Raw genomic sequence first — 18,109 nt, 5'->3', positions numbered from 1 at the left:
TCTCGGAGGCTTCAGTTGGATCACCAGCGAGCATCCGCTGCTAATATCTCGGGAGAGAGCACGGGTCGGTCCCCGGGTATCACGTCAAGGAACTCTGGGCGTTCGACGTGACGCCCAAATACGACCAAGCAGACCATCCTTCGACCGCCCTGCCATCGGCTTTCATATCGACACGACAACCGCCGCCGTCAAACCTCTGCTCGACGGGTTTGCGCCATCAGAGGCTCTATTTGTGAGAATGAGAGTGCGCTGTCGTCGTATGTTTATGAGCTTGTTCGCTATGCTCTTGAGCCGCCGTCGCGTGATGCTTAGCATCCTCGTGCTCGCCGCGCGCATGATGATGCTCAGCCTGGTGATGATGATGGGCTGCAGCGTGGTGATGAGCGGCGGCGTTATGATGATGCTCTTGAGAGGGATGCTTAGGTGATTGTGCCATCTGGGGTTCCTCACAGACGATGAAATTTAACCCACAACCGTCCCGTCGGTTTTTCGTTCCACGTCGGAGAGCAAAGGAACACGTGAGGAACTTCGATAACGCTGGCTTGTGGAACCGCCCTTTCGGTCGCCGTTGAATTCGCATACGGCCGGGATCAATTTGCGATTGGAAAATTGATGACCGGCAGTTTCCGTGATTGCGCGTTCAGATCTTGATCGGAAAAATCAACGCCGTCGGAGCCTTTGGAGGGCGCCGGGATCCGCATCCAGCCCCTGCTGGTAGCTGAGCTTGTTCGCTCTCAGCCGGCCAACCATGAGGATGCGCGAGTATGCGCGACGATCAGGTCTGAGGCCAATTGCATGCCGCCGCGATTTTACGTCGTACGGGATCAAGGCCGACCAATTGAAACGTGTTTTCATATGGCGTAGCGCGGCCGGCGTACACTTTAATGAGAATCCGGCCGCCATCCGGCATTGACCGCAGGAAACCGACGACGTCGCCTGGAAAGGCGAGACTTCGCCCCATCTCCGCGACCTTCCAGCGCTGTTCCACAGGCGGTTCCTCGTTGATCCGGTAGACGACCTTCACCTCACTACCCGTGCCCTGTTTCCAGGAGCCTGTCGTGGAAATGGTCAGCTCGGTGCGACGGGCACGACAATAAATGGCAAACGACGACGGGGCGTCTTGCGACGACGCAGGCGCCGTCGTCAGCGCAGCGATCTGCGGCGTATAGTCCACCGGCGATGTCGTCTCGCTGACCATCCAGTTCGGGCCTTGAGGCGGCGCGTGACCAGGTGTTTCTTCCATCTGCCGCAACAGCTCGTCGACGCACTTCAACCGCTCCATGTCCTCAAATTGCGAGCATGCCTTCAGGCCATCTACGGCATGACCGGATTGAGCGCAAACGGCTTGGCTTAGGCTTGAGAGCAGGGTCAAGGCGAGAGCGCCCATACGCTTCATTGTGCCGGCCCCGCTGTTCGGGCTTGCGGACGATCAAGCCACTCCTGCGCCGGCCGGAACCGCTCAAGGCTCGGCACGTTGGCGCGCAGGTTGACATCCCTCCACTTCGGATCGAAACCGGCGGACTGCAATCTGTCGAGGCGACCGAACAGGTTATCTACCAGACGCGCCACGCGTCGGTATCGCTCGGACTGTTGAGGCCAGTTGTAGGCCGCAAGGATGGTGGGGACGGCGATCGTCGCGATTCGTGTACCCTTCTCCACCAGGTTCGGATAGTCCGTCGCGTCGAGCGATGATGGAAGATAATAGTCCTCGAATTTGGCGTTATATTCGACCGGCAGAAACTTGAAGCCTGTTTCCCAGCGTCCCTTCAGAAAGGCGTCAACGGGCTTGGACGTCACAAACACGACGGCCGAGATTTCTCCGCGTTTCAATTGCTCCAGCGCCAACTGGTGCGGGATGAACATCTTTTCGACATTCAGATTCAACCGGCTGAAGATCAGTGGACCGGAATAGGCGGCAGCCGTGCCTTGCGTGTTAAAGTTGACCTTTTTACCCCTGAGGTCTTCGAGCGACCGAATCTCGGGACGGACGAAGATGTGCAACTCGGACGGAAAGAGGTTGAGAATGTAGACAAGGCGCTTTTCGATATACGGCACCTGAGCCTTGTATTCGTCAAGAACGTCCGTGTTGATGATGGCCGCATCAACACCCCTGAGATATAGCAATGAGTTGATATTTTCGGTCGCCCCTCCCGTCACGATCGGGAGGACGTGAAGCTTGTCTTCCTCGTTCACGACGCGGGCGATCTCCGCGGCGAGGCGAAGCGGAGCGCCTTCGATGAACCCACCAGCCAGACCGACGGTCCATGCATTGATGCGTTCTTTCGCGGCTGTATCGGCCTTCTTTGCCGCCGCGGCCGCCGTCGCAGTCGGAGTCGCCGTCGTGCGCGTCGGCGGGGATTGAGCATTGGCGGGCAGTTGGAGGGCGAGCACCGCGAATGCCATCGTTGAAAACTTCATCAGTGACATGAGTATCTCCATCGTCCTGGTTGGGCTGGCAGAGCTACGCACCGACCTATTGCAAGGTTCGGATCCGCTCCTTCGCATCTTCGATGCCGCCTGCCTGCGCCCGTTCATACAATTCGCGTGCCTTCGCAAGGTCAGCGGCGATTCCGCGTGCGCGCCACGATTGCAGCACGCGCGCGTCGTAAGTCTCGGCCAGCATAAAGGCAGCTTGCGCGCTGCCATGCTCGAGAGCGTGTTCAAGCAACGGGCGAGCGCTGCTAATATCGGCCTGCCGCAGCAACGCGTTCGCCCGGGCGAGCAGCCTCTGTTCGTCCGCGCCCGGGCTGCGAGCGGCGCTCTCCGAGGTAGATCGCTCTGGCCTCGTGGCGACTTTCCGATCCAAATCCGGGGCGGCTTTAGACGCGGTCGCCTGCAGCTCCGGGCGCGGCAATTCCGAAGCGGTCGACCGTTGCGAGATCGACACGACGGCTTCGCCGGAAATCTGCTTCGGGGAAGGCGTTTTTTCCACGACCGTCCTGAAGGAAGGCACGGCCATCCGTCGCTGCGAGCTATCAACGGTCAACAGGAGCGCGCGCTCGTTCAAGGCGGCGATCTGCCGCTTGGCGGCTTCGGGTTCCTTCCCGACGAAGGCAAGCTCTCGCGCAAGGGGGTCAGCACGATAGCACTCTCTGGCGAGAGCCAGTTTCTGCTCAGCTGCGGCGGCTTCGTTGGTCTGCATCACCTGCAACACCTCGGCGTGAGCGGCAGCGAGAAGCGCGGAACGCGCTTCGGCCTCTTTCCGCGCCGAGGCAAGCTCGCGGGTAAGCCGCTCGGTCTTGTCGCGTTCCTCCCTGAGTGCCCGCTCCTGTCCGACCTTCGCCACCTCAGCGGTTTGCGCGGCCTCAAGACCCGCGGCGCGCGCCGTATCTAGCTCTGCCGGGACCGAGGCGAGTTCGCGCCCAAGGGCCTCTGCCCTGTCTCGCTCCCGTTTGAGCGTCTGCATTTGCTCTGCCTGCGCCGTGGCAGTCTGCGCGGCTTCCTGGCCTACGGTCCGCGCGATGTCGAGTTCCGCCCGGACGGAACTAAGTTCACGCGCGAGCGCATCTGCTCTGCGCCTTTCCTGTTCGAGCGCCTGCTTGACGTCCCCCTCGGCGGCTTGCACCGCTTCCGAACCTACCATACAGGCGGCGTCGAGTTTTGCGCGGAGGGAATTGAGTTCACGCGCCAGGGCGTCTGTCCTGTCTCGCTCTTGATCAAGCGCCTGTTTGTGCTTGGTCTCGGCTTCGGTGGGTTGCCCGGCTCCCGAACCCGCGACCCACGCGTCGTCGAGTTCCGCCCGCACGGAACTAAGCTGATGGGCAAGGGCTTCAGCCCTGTCCCACTGCTGACCTTGTTCGAGCGCCTGCGCCGGGGTGATGCAAAGCCACAGAATACACACTTCCGCGGTAGCCGCTGCACGCGCAACGACACTGCATAAGTCCTTGACCGTTTTGAAACGCAGCAGCCAAGAGGTTGCGGAAAAAGTAATCGCGCGCCCGGTTTGAAACGAAACGCGGGACGCTGTCCGATGGCCAGCAGCCATGTCACCGGTATTTTGGTTCACCAGGCAGCGGGTTTCCATCCTTGGGTTTCGCCTCGATTTCCTTCAAGCCCATCACGATGACTCAGGTTGGGTCTTCACATGACACAGCCTTCACCGTTCGTTTGTCGATGTCGCAATCGAGGTAGTCAAAAGGGAGTAGCTGTACCAATCGAAGCGATTAAGTAGATCGCACGCTCAATTGGTGGAACGTTCTTGACCCGCATAGTCGTGCATGACTACGCTTGAGCACTTGAGACCGTACCTCCAGTACCTCAAGGAAAAGCATGATTAGATTATTTTCCATCTTCGCCGGAGCAGCCGTCATTGCGTTGGCGTTGAGCAGCTCAGTCAGCATTTCTGCCAAAGGCAGTCCTCCTGCCAAAATCAGCAGCGCGGCCAAGCAAAAGCAACCGCATCGGTTGGTTGTGCAGGTCGACGTCAATGATCCCGCCGTTATGAATCTTGCGCTCAATAACGTGAGCAATGTGGCTCAGTATTACAGCGATCTCGGCCAAAAGATTGAGATCGAAGTGGTCGCGTTTGGACCCGGACTGCACATGCTGCGAGACGACACCTCTCCCGTCAAAGCGCGCATCAAGTCCATGAGCGAAACCATGCCACAGCTTGCCTTTTCTGCATGTGGGAACACCCGCGAGAATATGATGAGAGTTGAGGCCAAAGATATCCCACTCATCCCGCAGGCGAGAGTCGTCAAAGCCGGTGCGGTCCGACTCATGGAATTGCAAGAGCAAGGCTGGAGCTACCTGCGACCCTGATGCCCCAAGAGGCCGCGCAGGCGCCGGCAGCGGCGTCGGTAAAACGGCCGCGGCGCAAGGCGAATCTGGAGCGAACCTCGCTCTGTTATGATCGTTCCTCAACCCCCGCGAGTCCGGGGACTTGATCCCCGTGGGCGACGCTCTGACGATCATTCTGCGATATGGCCAGCGCGGCGAGCACGGTCCGGTTGTTGATTTCAAGCTTCTGATAGATGTTATGGAGATGCACTTTGATGGTGCCATCGGCAATATTCAGCCGGCGCCCAATTGCCTTGTTCGACAACCCTTCGGACACCAGACGCATGATCTGGCGCTCGCGGTCTGTTAGCACCGCCAGCGCATTCTCCCTGATAGCGACGTTCCCCTGCTCCCTAGGTACGGCTTGTTCAGGGGAGAGCCGCGGCAACAGCCGCTGGCCCGCCGCGATCTGCTGCAGGAACTGCACCAGCATCTCGGGCGCGACGTCTTTCAGAATGACGCCGTAGGCACCGCCCGCGGCCGACATGACCAATTCGTGTTCGTCAACAGATGCAGCGAAAAAAACCAGCCGCGTGGCAAGACTCTCGGCGTTGGCGATGGAGAGGATCTCGAGCCCGGACAGGCCAGGCATTGAGATGTCCAGGATGGCGATATCCGGCACCAAATTCCGAATCGCTTCGATGCAGTTCGCACCGTCACCGCAACACGCCACAACTTCGAAGCCACTCTGTGCTTCAAGTAGTCTGATCAAACCTTGCAGAACCACTGGGTGGCGGTCTGCGATCACCACGCGGATACAATCCATGCGCGCGCCTTCGATCTCTCCCTCACTCTACAAACCCTAAGCGCCCACCGGTACTTTCCTCTACAACTCTCCTGGAGTCACCATCTTTTCGAGGTCATCAGCCGCAGCCCGGTGTAGGAATAATAAGCAAGGTTCGGGGTCGTTGGGGTTTTGGTCTGTCCGCTTGTCGACTCTCTTTCACAGGTACTTCACGGAACGGTGCATCCTCCTTGAGGGTCTTTCCCGGAACTTTCTTGCACAGAGTTTGGCCATTTTTTTGGTGCGCGCTCTCACAACTCTTGGTGGATTCGCTCGCGCGGCTCGATCAAAGAATGCGGATTTTTTGCATCGGAGCGCGGGCTTGGGCGAACATGCCAGCATCAGCGCCTATAACCAACGGTATATAGGGTTATCGGGGATTTAATTCTAACATAAATAAAACACTAACATTAATAAAAAGCGTCACAATACTCACACGTGAGGGTTGAAGTTTGACCACTAGACAATTTTAGGAAAGCCCACCGGCTGAAGAAGCCAAAATATTTGGGGGCTTTCGCAAGAGGAAGGAGTCCTCAATCCGTCGACAAATCAGAAATTGAGAGGGCCGAGTTCATTGGGCCGGTCCATTATTTTTGTGCGTCCTTGCTGGGAGGGTCACCATGCGTAAGCAGCAATCTTTTGCAACTATACTTGTTGGAAAAAAGATTTTACTCAGGGAGGGACTTGCTAAAATCCTGCACTCGGCAAATTTTCGTATCTTGGCCTCGGTATCATGCGCCGATGATTTGCTCCCGAGCAAACTCCAACTACAGCAACCGCTGTTTCTCGTTGTCCATACCGGCAATGATTTTGACGTTGCCATCGAACAAATCGAAATTTTGAGAGACCAATACCCGGGCGGGCGCATTGCGATCGTGGCCGATCACTATCGCCTGGGGGAACTGGTTTCTGCATTTCGGGCAGGCGCCAACGGCTATTTCGTCGACGTCATGACGTGCGATGTATTCATCAAATCCATGGAACTGGTGATGATGGGTGAAACAATTTTCCCGCCACCATTTCTGTCATTCGTTCTCGGTCAGGAAGGCGACCGCCTCGGCGAAGGGGTGCTGCGCAAAGAAAAGAACCAGGCGATCCTTGTCACGACCCAGGACATGCTCACGCCGCAACTTTCCGCGCGGGAGAAATCCATCCTGCGCTGCCTGATCGAGGGCGATTCCAACAAATGCATAGCGCGGAAGATTGATATCGCCGAGGCAACGGTGAAGGTTCACGTCAAGGCGATCCTTCGCAAGATCGGGGTCCAAAATCGGACACAGGCAGCGATCTGGGGGATGAACAATGGGTCATTGACGCGACCGGCAAACGACAGTTCCCCGTCCTCAATTTCGGATGCGAGCCAGCAGCTTCCAAAGTCCGTCGAGATAATCTCCCAAATCGGCCAGATGGGGGCACCGGTACCGCTAGCTGCGATCGAGCAGGACGGAAACCACGTTGAAGTGCCTCGCATCGACCGCCTGATCCGCAAAGGCATCATCCAAAGGACTCCCGGCGCGACCCGGACCGACAAATAGGCAGCGGACACGGCAACTTTGTTTCCGGCGACGGCCGGATTTGAAGACGATTGCCTGGCACTGGATTGCGGTGCGTTGTGCCGTGTTCCTGCCGACCCACGACGCAGCGCAGGCGCATGACACGTTGACGATGACGCAGAGTGGACCGCCGGTCGAACGAACGAGGCATCCGGTCGAATGGCCGCGAGAGGTTCAGTCCATCATCGGGGCGACGGAGAATCCAGGGACATGCAAGATCTGTCACTACCGGTGGGTTCGCGCTGTTTTTATCAAGCAATCGACATCTTTTAAAATTACGTGCGACTCTTACGGGATCTACGCTGCGCCCTCCCCTTCGCGCTGCCGGTGGCGTCACCGCGGGACGGAGCCGGTCCGTTGACTTGCACGCACAGGCCGTCGACAAAAACATCGAGCAGTCGCAGGACGCTCGTCTGCCAGCCGGGCTGGTCGTGCAGGTAGCACATGCCGACAAGCGCGCGCAGAACGTCTTCGGGGCTGATATCGGCGCGGATCTCGCCGGCCGCGACGGCGCGGTCCAGCAAGGCTCCGACGGCTTTGGTCAGGCGATCGAACGAATAGGTGGAAAGATCCGACGAGCCATGAGCGGCCAGCGCCAGCGCCGCCGACATGCCCTTCTTGGTGGCGACGAACTCGACGTTGGAACGCAGCCACCGGCGCAAGGCGTCGACCGGCGCTGCGTCGCTCTTCAACTGTTCCGCCAGTTCGCCGAGCTGTTCCACCTCGCGCCGATAGACCGCCTCGAACAACGCTTCGCGCGTCGGGAAGTGGCGGTAAAGCGTCCCGATCCCGACACCGGCGCGTTTGGCCACAGCCTCGAGACTCGCGTCCGGGCCACCGGCGCTGAACACGGCCTTCGCCGCCTCCAGCACGCGCTCGCGATTGCGGACCGCATCGGCCCGGGGTTTCCGAACGGTTTCTGCGAACTGATCGGTCATCTCACTGGTTAGCCATCCTTGTAACGTCCTTGTCACTTGCAAAACGGAGGATGCCTCCGTATATGCCCGTCACCACCCACCTTTGGAATAGCACTGATCGGAGCCATCCATGAACTTCTCCATCAGCCTCACAGTTAACGGTGTGCGGCGGGACGTCGATTTGGGAGACCCGCGCGTCACGCTGCTCGATCTCCTCCGGGAGCGCCTGCACCTGACAGGAACCAAAAAAGGATGCGACCGCGGCCAGTGCGGCGCGTGTACGGTCCTGGTCGATGGCCGGCGGATCAATTCGTGCATGGCCCTGGCGCTCAGCCACGACGGCGCTGACATCCTCACCATCGAGGGCGTTTCTCGCGGCGATCAACTGCATCCCGTCCAGGCCGCGTTCATCGCGCATGATGGCCTGCAGTGCGGATTCTGCACGCCCGGACAGATCATGAGCGCGATTGGCCTGATCGGGGAAGGGCAAGCCGGCGACGATCCGGAGCGCGTGCGCGAAGGCATGAGCGGAAACCTGTGCCGGTGCGGCGCTTATTCCGGGATCACGGATGCCGTGCTCGACGTACAGAAAGGCCGCGCCGAGGCCGACCGGAGGCGCAGCGCATGAAGACCTTCGATTACGTCAGGCCCGCAACGATCGCCGATGCCGTCGTCGCCGCGGCCGAACCAGGTGCGGCCTATCTCGCCGCCGGCACCAACCTGCTCGACCTGATGAAGGGCGGAATCACCGGCCCTGGTCGTCTCGTCGACGTCTCGCGGCTGCCGGGGCTCGACCGCATCGAACATCTGCCCGATGGCGGCACGCGCATCGGCGCGCTGGTTCGCAACGCCGATCTCGCGCATGACGCGGATTTTGCGCGCAACTATCCTGCGATTGCCGAAGCGCTTTTGTCCGGCGCATCGGCCCAGCTTCGCAACGCCGCCACCGTCGGCGGCAATCTGCTGCAGCGAACGCGATGCGGATATTTCTACGATACCGCCAGCGCCTGCAACAAACGCGTGCCGGGCACAGGCTGCGACGCGCGCGGCGGCGAGAACCGATTGCACGCCGTCCTCGGCTGGAGCGAGTCCTGCATCGCCACCCATCCGTCGGATTTTTGCGTGCCGCTGGTTGCCCTCGACGCCGTCGTGGAAATCGAGGGCAGAAACGGCCGGCGCGAAATTGCACTCGAGGCGTTGCATCGGCTGCCCGGCGATACGCCCGAGCGGGAAACTGTGCTCGAGCCCGGTGATCTGATTGTCGCGCTGCGGCTGCCGGGCGAGGCCCGCGCGTTCGCGGCGCATGAACGCTATCTGAAAATCCGCGAACGCACCTCGTTCGCCTTCGCCATCGTGTCGGCCGCCGCGGCGTTGCGGATCGAACACGGCACGATCCAGGATGCGCGGTTCGCGCTCGGCGGAGTCGCCGCCAAACCATGGCGGGCCCGCTCGGCCGAGAAGATCCTGGCAGGCTGCAATCCCAGTCCAGCCGTCTTCCGCCGCGCTGCGGAGGCGGCCCTGGCTGACGCCAAACCCTCCGGCGACAATCAATTCAAAATCGAGCTCGCGCGACGCATCCTGGTGCGCACCCTGACGCTCGCCGCGGCGGGAACGCCAGCGCGCGTCCCGGCGCTGCCGGCCTCCCCTTTCTCGTCTGAAGTTCGGAGCATTGCATGACGCCTGAAATCCGCCTCACCCAAGCTCCCGCCCACTTGCGGCACGGCTCGAATATCGGGCAGCCACTGACCCGCCGCGACGGGGTCCTCAAGGTCAAGGGCGAAGCCCGCTACGCGGCCGACAACCACCCGCCCGGCATGCTCCATGCCGTTATGGCGGTCAGCAGCATCGCGCGCGGTCGCGTGACTTTTCTTGATGTACAGGCTGCCAAGAGCCACCCAGGCGTCGTCGAGGTCATGACGCCCACGCACAAGCCGCCGCTCGCGGACGACCCGGACTCCAAAACCAACCCCTTCATGTTCCGGCTCGATCTGTTGCAGAACGACGGGGTGCGTTATGCGAACCAGCCGATCGCGGTGGTCATCGCCGAGACGCTGGAAGCTGCGACGGAAGGCGCGGCGCTGCTGTCGCCACAGTACGAATTGTTGCCGGCCCGCGTCGGTCTCGATGCCGGCGAAAGTTTCGTGCCGCCGGCCGTCGGCATCGGCAACCCCTCGGAAATGCGGCGCGGCGATGTCGAGGCGGGTCTCGCGGCGGCATCGACGCGGATCGATGCGACCTACGAGACACCTGCCCAGTATCATAACGCCATGGAGCCTCACGCCATCGTCGCGGCATGGGAAGGTGACACGCTGTCGATCGACACGCCGAGCCAGGGACTCGTGATGGCGCAGGGGCGGATCGCGGGATTGTTCGGCATCTCCCCGGAGAAAATTCATATTCGCAGCCCCTTCCTCGGTGGCGGCTTCGGATCGAAAGGCCTGATGTCGGGACCGCAGGTCCTCGGCATCATGGCGGCCCGACTGGTCGGGCGGCCGGTCAAGCTCGTGCTGCGCCGTGAACACATGTACGGTCCCGTGGGTCATCGCTCCCCTTCCCGCCAGAGGCTGCGCATCGGCGTGGATGGCGACGGGCTACTCACCGCGATCGATCACCACGCCAAAATCGCATCGAGCACCTTCGACGATTTCTTCGAGCCTGCGGCCGACGCCTCGCATACGCTTTACGCAAGCCCCGCCATCGCCAGCTCGCACGAGGTGGTCCGGATCGATACCGGCACGCCCTTGTTCATGCGCGCGCCCGGCGAGGCCACCGGATCGATCGCGCTGGAGAGCGCGATCGACGAGGCGGCATCGGCTTGCGGGATGGATCCTCTCGCCTTCCGCATCAAGAACTATGCCGAAGTCGAGCCGATTTCCGGCAAGCCGTTTTCGTCCAAAGCCCTGCGCGAGTGCTATGCGCAAGGTGCCGAGCGCTTCGGCTGGTCGAAACGCCCGCTCGCGCCACGACAATTGCGCGACGAGGCCGGCTTGCTCGTCGGCTGGGGAATCGGCACCGCGACATTTCCGGCGCTGATGTTCCAGGCCGAAGCCCGCGCGGTTGTGCGCGGCGACGGATCCGGGCTGATGGAAACGGGCGCCCACGACATGGGCCAGGGCGCCTGGACAGCGCTCGCCCAGATTGCCGCCGACGGGCTGGGGCTCGACATCGAACAGGTCGAGTTCAGGGCGGGAACCTCCGATCTCCCGGACGCGGGCATTGCCGGCGGTTCGGCGCACACCGCCACGGCCGGCATGGCCCTCCACGATGCGGGCGCTGCCGTCATCGCCAAACTTGCGAATCTCGCCACCGGTGATGAGCGCTCGCCCCTGTTCGGTGCGGGCAATGCCGGGGTGGTCGCGCGCAACGGCCGTCTGTTCCGCCGCGACGACGAAAGCCGCAGCGACAGCTATGCCGATATTCTCGGCCGCGCCGGCCTCACCGAGATCGAGGCCCGCGGCAAGGCCGCCGCCGACCCGGCGGCGCAATCCGTCTACGCCATGCATGCGCACGGCGCTGTCTTCGCCGAGGTCAAGGTCGATCCCGATCTCGGTCAGGTCCGCGTCACCCGCCTGGTCGGTGCTTTCGCCGCTGGGCGCGTGATCAATCCTCGCATGGTGCGAAGTCAGATCTACGGGGGCATGATCTGGGGCGTGTCGTTCGCACTCCACGAGCACGCCATGATGGACCGACGCTCCGGCCGGACGCTCAATCCCAACCTTGCGGACTACCACGTCCCTGTTAACGCCGACGTGCCAAGCCTGGAGGCGCTGATGATCGAGGAGCACGATCCCCACGTCAACGCGCTCGGCATCAAGGGCGTCGGTGAAATCGGCGTCACTGGCTCGGCCGGCGCCATCGCCAACGCGATCTGGCATGCGACCGGAATTCGGGTGCGCCGTTTCCCGGTGCGGATCGACGACCTCGTGACGCCGGCCTCTCGCTAGGTTTTGCGACTGCAGTCCGGCCAGGGAAGGCAGTAAACAGGCGTTGCCGAAGCTCCGGCGTCAGTCGGCATCCAGTGACAGGCTGTAGTCGCTCCTGAGACCTGGATCCTGATCAGTCTTCTGCAATACGCAGTTGCCGACGACGAGCAGGTCAAGTTCGTTGCCCATAAAGCAGCGGAACGCATCTTCGGGTGTACACACGATCGGCTCGCCGCGAACATTGAAGCTGGTATTGACCAGGATCGGACAGCCCGTCAGCGCCTTAAACCGGCTGAGCAATTTGTGGAACAGCGGGTTGGTATCGCTGTGCACGGTCTGGATGCGGGCCGAATAATCGACATGCGTCACGGCTGGAATTTCCGAGCGCGATACGTTGAGCTTGTCGATCCCAAACAATGCCTGTTCATCCGCCGTCATGTGACGACGCTTGTCTTGCCGGACCTCGGCGACAAGCAGCATGTACGGGCTGTCGCAAGCGAGGTCGAACCACTCGGAGGCGTCCTCGCGCAACACGGCTGGCGCGAAGGGCCGAAAGCTCTCTCGATACTTGACCTTCAGGTTGAGGTTCTTCTGCATTGCCGGCGAGCGCGGATCGCCCAGGATCGAGCGCGCGCCGAGCGAGCGCGGGCCGAATTCCATGCGGCCCTGAAACCAGCCGACCGCTTTTTGCCCGGCGATCGCCTGAGCCGTCGTCTCGATCATGTCCGCTTCGTCCAGCACGGCGAACCTTGCCCCCGACGCGGTCATTCTCCGTTCGATCTCCTCCTGCGGGAAGCTCGGACCGAGATACGCGCCGAACATTGCATCCGCGCCATTGGTTTTGCGTGGCTGGTCCTTGAAAAGATGATAGCTCGCAAGCGCGGCTCCCACCGCGCCACCGGCGTCGCCCGCGGCCGGCTGAATCCAGATGTTGTCGAAGCTGGCGTCCCGCAGGACCTTTCCGTTGGCGACGCAATTGAGCGCCACGCCGCCGGCAAGGCAGAGGTTTCGCGATCCGGACTGTTTGGCGAGGCTGCGCGCCAGCCGCAGCACGGCCTCATCCAGCACCGACTGGATCGAGGCCGCGACATCCATGTGGAACGGCGTCAGCAATTGATCGGGATTTCGCACCGGCGCGCCAAACAATTCGGCAAAGCGATCGTTGGTCATGGTGAAACCGGTGCAATAGTCGAAGTAGGACATGTCGAGCCGGAACGAGCCATCCGGCTTGAGATCGATCAGATTGTCCAGAATGAGTTTGACGTATTTCGGCTCGCCGTAAGGTGCGAGCCCCATCACCTTGTACTCGCCGGAGTTGACCTTGAAGCCGGTATAGTAGGTCAGCGCGGAGTAGAGCAGCCCGAGCGAATGCGGAAAATGGATTTCCTGGAATATTTCGAGGCGATTGGCGTTGCCCATCGCCGCCGAGGTGGTGGCCCATTCGCCGACCCCGTCCATGGTGAGCACGGCGGCGCTGTCGAACGGTGACGGATAAAACGCCGAGGCCGCGTGGCTCAAATGATGCTCGCAAAACAACAGCCGGCTTTTGTCGAAATCTCCGCAGAATTTCTCGAGCTCGCCGCGCAGCAGGCTTTTCTGAAACAGCTTTTCCCGCAGCCAGAGCGGAATTGACATCTTGAAGGAACGAAACCCGCGCGGCGCCATCGCGATATAGGTTTCCAGCAATCGCTCGAATTTGAGGAAAGGCTTGTCGTAGAACACGACGTGGTCAAGGCTGCCGGCGCTGACTCCGGCTTCGGCAAGACAATAGGCAATGGCGTTGTGTGGAAACGCGGCGTCATGCTTGCGGCGGGTGAAACGCTCCTCCTGCGCCGCCGCGACGATCCGCCCCTCATCGATCAGCGCGGCCGCGCTGTCGTGATAGAATGCGGAAATACCGAGGATCCGCACCGCGTTGCCTAGAAGAGCGTGTAGATGAAAGGCGCGATCACGGAGCCCTTGGTGAGCACGACCAGTCCGCCAAATACCACCATCATGATCAAGATCGGCAACAGCCAGAATTTCTTGCGGACCCGCATAAACCGCCAAAGCTCGGCCACCAACTCCATGTGCTGTCCTTATAATGCCTTCTAGAATTGATCCTTCATGGTCTCCGGCGACGGCCCGGGAGGATCTCGCACGATCCAGTAACTCACCGCATCCGGTTCTCGTTTGAGCCGCAACAGGTCCCTTCCCTTCAAGCGCATGACAAGGCCGGTCGGCAAGACCGTGCCATAGAACAGCAGCGCCATCACGATCGGATTGACCACCCGGTGAAGAAGCAGTCCGAGCCGCAGCCATATCGAATTAAGCGGGCCAAGGATCGAGGGCCGAAGCCATGCCACCGCCAGAAGCAGCGCGGCCAGTCCGCCTGTCCATGGCCACAGCCGGCCCGAATGCCAGACATTCAACAAACTCACCGCCGCCAGCGCGCTAGCCATCACGACCCCGAACGAACGGTTGGATCCGCCCGACACTTCTTCGTCGCGGAAAAACACTTCGTGAGTCGCGTGCGTCGCTCTCCATCGGGGGGTGCCACCAGTCATGCCCGAACTCCAAATAGCGTGCAGTATTCCAGGGAGCGCCGGCGCGCTCAAATTTCATTGGCGCAGTAATAAGTTTGCTTGAAGAATGCCCCCATGGCATTGTTCCCGCAACACTGACGAGCCCGCCACGCACACAATTGGTACTGATCCACCGCTGTGCAGGTACGGAATGAAGCAGTCTATCACGCGTGAACGGGTTCGCCAGACGCTGCGGTCGACCTGTGTAACATTGTTGATAACGCTTGCGACGCTTGCAGCGATCGAGATCATACTTCGCATCGTCGACTTGCGCATATTGCGGGAAGGCGCAAGCGAGCGTTCGCTGACCTATCGCTACGACGCGGAATTGGGATGGGCGCCGATACCCAACTCAAGCTCCGTGGTTACCAATGCGCGGACGATCCATGCACAGCACAACAGCCTCGGCTTCCGGGACATCGAGTACGAGCGCGATGCCCGGCCGACGATTTTGTTCGTGGGAGATTCGTTTGTCTGGGGCGTCGACGCCGAAGCCGATGAACGCTTTACCGACTTGCTGAGGAGCCGGCTCTCCGGCTTTACAATCGTAAATGCCGGCGTCTCGGGGTACGGCACGGACCAGGAATATCTTTTGCTTCGGCGGATATGGGCGACGATCCAGCCCGCGGTGGTGGTGCTGATATTTTGCACGGACAATGACCGGTTGGATAACGGCACCAACGTTCGATACGACGGTTACCAGAAACCCTATTTCGCCACCGCCGCGGATGGCGCGCTGGTGTTGCGCGGACAGCCGGTTCCCACATCACGCCAGTTATACATCAAGCAGAACTGGCTGGTGCGTCACTTGTGGCTCGCCCGGGCGGCCGCATTCGCTTATGTGGAAATACGTCATCCGCAATTATACGTGCCCGATCCAACGGAGCGGATCGTCAGCAAGATGCATGAATTCGTCGAAGCCCACGGGGCCAGACTGGTCGTCGGTCTTCAAACAAGCGATGACAAGCTCATTCAGCATCTGCAGGCCGAGCGGATTCCTTTCGTCACCTTCGACGGAGCCGAAACCTATTCCCCCCTCTACGGCGGCCACTGGACGCCGGCTGGCCAGAAGCTCGTCGCCGAACGTCTGTCGGGACTGCTGTCCGAAACCCACGTTGGCAAAGCCGATAACGTGTCCCGTTAGTATCTGCGCCGGTCCGAATCTTGACGGCGCATCCCATGGCCTCGTGGATCGAGCGCGGCGTTGCCGCGCTGCTCTGCCGACATTTTCAGGCCTTTTTCCAAGAGATTGCAAATGATTCACTTGTCATGGCCGGGCTTGTCCCGGCCATCCACGCCTTTCTTGCCGCCGCCGCCTTTGCGGCCGCCAAGGCTGGTCTAGCGCTCATGACTCCACGGGAAGAGAGAGGCCGGGAAATCTGCCGCATAGCGATGACCTATTGGTGGGCGGGGCTCTTCTTGTGGGGGATTCGGGTCAGGCTCCACCACCTTCCGATAAAGATGCCAGGTGGCATGACCAAGCACTGGCAGAACGACAGCGAGACCGACGAAGAACGGTAGCGAACCGATCACCAGCAGTATCGCAACAATCAGCCCCCATACGGCCATCGGAAGCGGGTTCTCCTTCACTGCCCGCAGCGACACCCGGATCGCGTCTATCGCAGACGCATGCCGGTCGAGCATCAACGGAAACGCCACAACACTAATGCACAGGGCCACAACGGCGAACAGGAAGCCGACGCCGCAGCCGACGATGATGAGCGACCAACCTTCCGGCGTTGTCAGCACGCGCCTTGCGAAATCAGGAATGCTTGCAGCCGCAGCGTGGCCGAATGTTGCAATGTAGATAGCGTCGGCGGTTGCGATCCAGGTCACAAACAGGGCGAGCAGGAGCGCGCCGAGTCCGAGAATGGCGCCGAAAGACGGTGCGCGCAGCACGTGCATAGCGTGCCACGCAGCGGCCTCCTCGCCGCGCTCGCGGCGGCGGCTGAGCTCGTAGAGACCGAGCGCCGCAAAAGGACCAATCAACGTAAAACCGGCGGCCAGCGGAAACAGCAGCGGCAGCACGGAATGGCCAAGGGCCAGTCTGAACAGAACAAGACCGAGAATGGGATAAATTACGCACAAGACAACGGCGTGAGTTGGTATGGCCTTGAAGTCTTCCCAGCCCAGGCGCAGCGCGTCGCTCAAGTCGGAAAGGCCGATTTTGCGAACGACGAATGCGCTGGAGACGCCGAACAGTTGCAGTTTAGGTCTTGCGAAATACTGTGTGGCCATGGCCCGGTCTCCTTGCTCGTGGTCGCAGGGGAAAACGGCGCGCCCTCAAATCGCGCGCAAACAGCCTCCTGCGCGAAAATCGCGATCGAGCCCGGCAAATCAAGTTCAACGAGAAGGAGCTTTGCCGGACGACACCCGTCGCGACCGGTGCAGTGAACTTAGCGCGATGGAAGCAAAATAGCACGTACTGTTGGTCAATTGTGCACCTGCACACACCGCTTGTTGCATTGCATCACCACGATTGATGCCGGCGCATGCTCGTCGGATTGTGCACTACACCCGCCAGACCAGGGCGGGACCTAGCCCTCTATTGAGCTATTGACGGCAGGCTTGACGGGGACCATCCTAAGATTCTGAACGCCCCCGCGACCGGTTGAATGGGCGAGGCAAGAGGCACGACGATGGCGAAGATGAAGTCCGCCATCGCGGCAGGTGTGAGCTCCGCCCTTTAATTCGTATCCGCTGTCTTTAATGGCAAGGATGCATAAGGGATGGCTGTAGCGCTTATACTGCTCCTGGTCGCTGTCGCCTCGGTGCTGTTTCACCTCTTCAGCCCGTGGTGGTGGACGCCGATCGCCTCAAACTGGCGCTACATCGACGACACGATCACCCTGACGTTCTGGATTACCGGAGCGGTTTTCTTCGCGGTCGTCGCGTTCATGGCCTATTGCGTCTTTCGCTTTCAGCACAAGGAGGGAAGGCGGGCAGCCTACAATCCCGAAAACAAGAAGCTCGAATGGTGGCTCAGCGTCGGGACTGCAATCGGCGTCGCAGCCATGTTGGCACCCGGGCTGGTAGTCTGGCACCAGTTCGTCACGGTTCCCGCCGGTGCCACCGAGATCGAGGTCATGGGACAACAGTGGATGTGGAGTTATCGGCTTCCCGGAAAGGACGGCCGGCTCGGCACTACCGATGCCCGCAATATCAGTTCCGACAATCCTATGGGGTTGAATCGCGACGATCCCAGCGGGCAAGACGACGTCGTCATTCAAAACGACGATTTACACCTGCCGGTTGGGAAACCGGTGAAGGTGTTGCTCCGCTCAATTGACGTCCTCCATGATTTCTATGTGCCCGAGTTCCGGGCGAAGATGGATATGATACCGGGCTCAGTTACATATTACTGGTTCACGCCCACCCGCACCGGAACATTCGAGGTTCTCTGTGCGGAACTCTGTGGTGCCGCACATTCGCAGATGCGGAGCAAGGTCATCGTAGAGGAAGAGAAAGAATATCACGCGTGGCTGGAGCAGCAGAAGACGTTCGCCAAGTTATCGGGGCAGCGCGACGTCGCGAAAGCGGCCTACAAGTCAGGAAGCGAATGAAAGTACCGACGAGGAGACGCTGCATA

The 18,109-nt window shown here is 60.7% G+C and carries 17 protein-coding genes; 8 read left to right on the top strand and 9 right to left on the bottom strand.

Features of this window, described 5'->3' with window-relative positions; all coding sequences use genetic code 11:
• The first annotated feature begins 280 nt into the window (after positions 1-280).
• Positions 281-427, top strand: a complete 147-nt coding sequence (locus tag B5527_RS43805; protein WP_154072204.1) for a hypothetical protein — start codon at positions 281-283, stop codon at positions 425-427.
• Positions 428-775: 348 nt separating this feature from the next.
• Here the strand turns inward: B5527_RS43805 and B5527_RS13535 are convergent, their stop codons facing one another.
• The 3 genes from B5527_RS13535 to B5527_RS13525 are packed head-to-tail and all read right to left on the bottom strand — an operon-like array spanning position 776 to position 4,024.
• Positions 776-1,387 carry a type VI secretion system-associated protein TagO gene (locus tag B5527_RS13535; RefSeq protein ID WP_172842556.1) on the bottom strand — a complete coding sequence of 204 codons (612 nt, stop codon included), beginning with the start codon at positions 1,385-1,387 and terminating at the stop codon, positions 776-778.
• 5 nt (positions 1,388-1,392) lie between these two features.
• Positions 1,393-2,427, bottom strand: a complete 1,035-nt coding sequence (locus B5527_RS13530) for a TAXI family TRAP transporter solute-binding subunit (protein WP_079607261.1) — start codon at positions 2,425-2,427, stop codon at positions 1,393-1,395.
• 46 nt (positions 2,428-2,473) lie between these two features.
• The gene (locus B5527_RS13525) at positions 2,474-4,024 is read right to left on the bottom strand and encodes a hypothetical protein (protein ID WP_079601742.1); all 1,551 of its coding nucleotides are present in this window, start codon (positions 4,022-4,024) and stop codon (positions 2,474-2,476) included.
• A 245-nt stretch (positions 4,025-4,269) separates the two neighbouring features.
• On the opposite strand from B5527_RS13525, the gene B5527_RS13520 reads away from it, so the two are divergent.
• The gene (locus B5527_RS13520; protein WP_079601741.1) at positions 4,270-4,761 is read left to right on the top strand and encodes a DsrE family protein; all 492 of its coding nucleotides are present in this window, start codon (positions 4,270-4,272) and stop codon (positions 4,759-4,761) included.
• Positions 4,762-4,846: 85 nt separating this feature from the next.
• Here the strand turns inward: B5527_RS13520 and B5527_RS13515 are convergent, their stop codons facing one another.
• The gene (locus B5527_RS13515) at positions 4,847-5,545 is read right to left on the bottom strand and encodes a LuxR C-terminal-related transcriptional regulator (RefSeq protein WP_079601740.1); all 699 of its coding nucleotides are present in this window, start codon (positions 5,543-5,545) and stop codon (positions 4,847-4,849) included.
• 638 nt (positions 5,546-6,183) lie between these two features.
• Between B5527_RS13515 and B5527_RS13510 the strand changes: the two genes are divergently transcribed.
• A complete protein-coding gene (locus B5527_RS13510) occupies positions 6,184-7,098 on the top strand; it encodes a LuxR C-terminal-related transcriptional regulator (protein ID WP_079601739.1) in 915 nt (304 codons plus the stop codon).
• A 293-nt stretch (positions 7,099-7,391) separates the two neighbouring features.
• Here B5527_RS13510 and B5527_RS13505 read toward each other — a convergent pair whose 3' ends face one another.
• Positions 7,392-8,054 carry a TetR/AcrR family transcriptional regulator gene (locus tag B5527_RS13505; RefSeq protein WP_079601738.1) on the bottom strand — a complete coding sequence of 221 codons (663 nt, stop codon included), beginning with the start codon at positions 8,052-8,054 and terminating at the stop codon, positions 7,392-7,394.
• 109 nt (positions 8,055-8,163) lie between these two features.
• On the opposite strand from B5527_RS13505, the gene B5527_RS13500 reads away from it, so the two are divergent.
• From B5527_RS13500 to B5527_RS13490, 3 genes are read left to right on the top strand one after another with little or no spacing between them, the layout of a single operon-like run.
• Positions 8,164-8,661, top strand: a complete 498-nt coding sequence (locus tag B5527_RS13500; RefSeq protein ID WP_079601737.1) for a (2Fe-2S)-binding protein — start codon at positions 8,164-8,166, stop codon at positions 8,659-8,661.
• On the top strand, positions 8,658-9,710 hold the full coding sequence (locus B5527_RS13495) for an FAD binding domain-containing protein (RefSeq protein ID WP_079601736.1): 1,053 nt from the start codon (positions 8,658-8,660) through the stop codon (positions 9,708-9,710). The genes B5527_RS13500 and B5527_RS13495 overlap by 4 nt, the downstream gene beginning before the upstream one ends.
• Positions 9,707-11,977 (top strand): xanthine dehydrogenase family protein molybdopterin-binding subunit, encoded by a 2,271-nt coding sequence (locus B5527_RS13490; protein WP_079601735.1) that lies wholly within the window; start codon positions 9,707-9,709, stop codon positions 11,975-11,977. The genes B5527_RS13495 and B5527_RS13490 overlap by 4 nt, the downstream gene beginning before the upstream one ends.
• Before the next feature lie 60 nt (positions 11,978-12,037).
• Here B5527_RS13490 and B5527_RS13485 read toward each other — a convergent pair whose 3' ends face one another.
• Genes B5527_RS13485 through B5527_RS13480 form a run of 3 tightly spaced genes read right to left on the bottom strand, consistent with a single transcriptional unit; the run spans position 12,038 to position 14,502 of the window.
• A complete protein-coding gene (locus B5527_RS13485) occupies positions 12,038-13,867 on the bottom strand; it encodes a carbamoyltransferase family protein (protein WP_079601734.1) in 1,830 nt (609 codons plus the stop codon).
• Positions 13,868-13,875: 8 nt separating this feature from the next.
• Entirely contained in the window at positions 13,876-14,025 is a 150-nt protein-coding gene (locus B5527_RS45310) for a DUF5989 family protein (RefSeq protein ID WP_172842555.1), read from the bottom strand.
• Between the two features lie 21 nt (positions 14,026-14,046).
• Entirely contained in the window at positions 14,047-14,502 is a 456-nt protein-coding gene (locus B5527_RS13480; protein WP_079601733.1) for a hypothetical protein, read from the bottom strand.
• 169 nt (positions 14,503-14,671) lie between these two features.
• Between B5527_RS13480 and B5527_RS13475 the strand changes: the two genes are divergently transcribed.
• Positions 14,672-15,664 carry an SGNH/GDSL hydrolase family protein gene (locus B5527_RS13475; RefSeq protein WP_079601732.1) on the top strand — a complete coding sequence of 331 codons (993 nt, stop codon included), beginning with the start codon at positions 14,672-14,674 and terminating at the stop codon, positions 15,662-15,664.
• Between the two features lie 194 nt (positions 15,665-15,858).
• Here B5527_RS13475 and B5527_RS13470 read toward each other — a convergent pair whose 3' ends face one another.
• Positions 15,859-16,758: a DUF2189 domain-containing protein gene (locus B5527_RS13470; protein ID WP_079601731.1), complete on the bottom strand. Its 900-nt coding sequence runs from the start codon at positions 16,756-16,758 to the stop codon at positions 15,859-15,861.
• Positions 16,759-17,249: 491 nt separating this feature from the next.
• Here B5527_RS13470 and coxB point away from each other — a divergent pair, with 491 nt between their 5' ends.
• Entirely contained in the window at positions 17,250-18,083 is an 834-nt protein-coding gene (coxB, locus tag B5527_RS13465; RefSeq protein WP_079601730.1) for a cytochrome c oxidase subunit II, read from the top strand.
• The last annotated feature ends 26 nt before the right edge of the window (positions 18,084-18,109 follow it).

Source organism: Bradyrhizobium erythrophlei (assembly GCF_900129425.1).
GTDB lineage: Bacteria > Pseudomonadota > Alphaproteobacteria > Rhizobiales > Xanthobacteraceae > Bradyrhizobium > Bradyrhizobium erythrophlei_C.
Note: the sequence above shows the minus strand (reverse complement) of the source record. Positions and strands in the feature narration are given on the sequence as shown.

Coding starts and splice junctions, on each gene's coding strand:
- B5527_RS43805 (WP_154072204.1), top strand. CDS start 281: ATGCTCTTGAGCCGCCGTCGCGTGATGCTTAGCATCCTCGTGCTCGCC.
- B5527_RS13535 (WP_172842556.1), bottom strand. CDS start 1,387: ATGGGCGCTCTCGCCTTGACCCTGCTCTCAAGCCTAAGCCAAGCCGTT.
- B5527_RS13530 (WP_079607261.1), bottom strand. CDS start 2,427: ATGTCACTGATGAAGTTTTCAACGATGGCATTCGCGGTGCTCGCCCTC.
- B5527_RS13525 (WP_079601742.1), bottom strand. CDS start 4,024: ATGGAAACCCGCTGCCTGGTGAACCAAAATACCGGTGACATGGCTGCT.
- B5527_RS13520 (WP_079601741.1), top strand. CDS start 4,270: ATGATTAGATTATTTTCCATCTTCGCCGGAGCAGCCGTCATTGCGTTG.
- B5527_RS13515 (WP_079601740.1), bottom strand. CDS start 5,545: ATGGATTGTATCCGCGTGGTGATCGCAGACCGCCACCCAGTGGTTCTG.
- B5527_RS13510 (WP_079601739.1), top strand. CDS start 6,184: ATGCGTAAGCAGCAATCTTTTGCAACTATACTTGTTGGAAAAAAGATT.
- B5527_RS13505 (WP_079601738.1), bottom strand. CDS start 8,054: ATGACCGATCAGTTCGCAGAAACCGTTCGGAAACCCCGGGCCGATGCG.
- B5527_RS13500 (WP_079601737.1), top strand. CDS start 8,164: ATGAACTTCTCCATCAGCCTCACAGTTAACGGTGTGCGGCGGGACGTC.
- B5527_RS13495 (WP_079601736.1), top strand. CDS start 8,658: ATGAAGACCTTCGATTACGTCAGGCCCGCAACGATCGCCGATGCCGTC.
- B5527_RS13490 (WP_079601735.1), top strand. CDS start 9,707: ATGACGCCTGAAATCCGCCTCACCCAAGCTCCCGCCCACTTGCGGCAC.
- B5527_RS45310 (WP_172842555.1), bottom strand. CDS start 14,025: ATGGAGTTGGTGGCCGAGCTTTGGCGGTTTATGCGGGTCCGCAAGAAA.
- B5527_RS13480 (WP_079601733.1), bottom strand. CDS start 14,502: ATGACTGGTGGCACCCCCCGATGGAGAGCGACGCACGCGACTCACGAA.
- B5527_RS13475 (WP_079601732.1), top strand. CDS start 14,672: ATGAAGCAGTCTATCACGCGTGAACGGGTTCGCCAGACGCTGCGGTCG.
- B5527_RS13470 (WP_079601731.1), bottom strand. CDS start 16,758: ATGGCCACACAGTATTTCGCAAGACCTAAACTGCAACTGTTCGGCGTC.
- coxB (WP_079601730.1), top strand. CDS start 17,250: ATGGCTGTAGCGCTTATACTGCTCCTGGTCGCTGTCGCCTCGGTGCTG.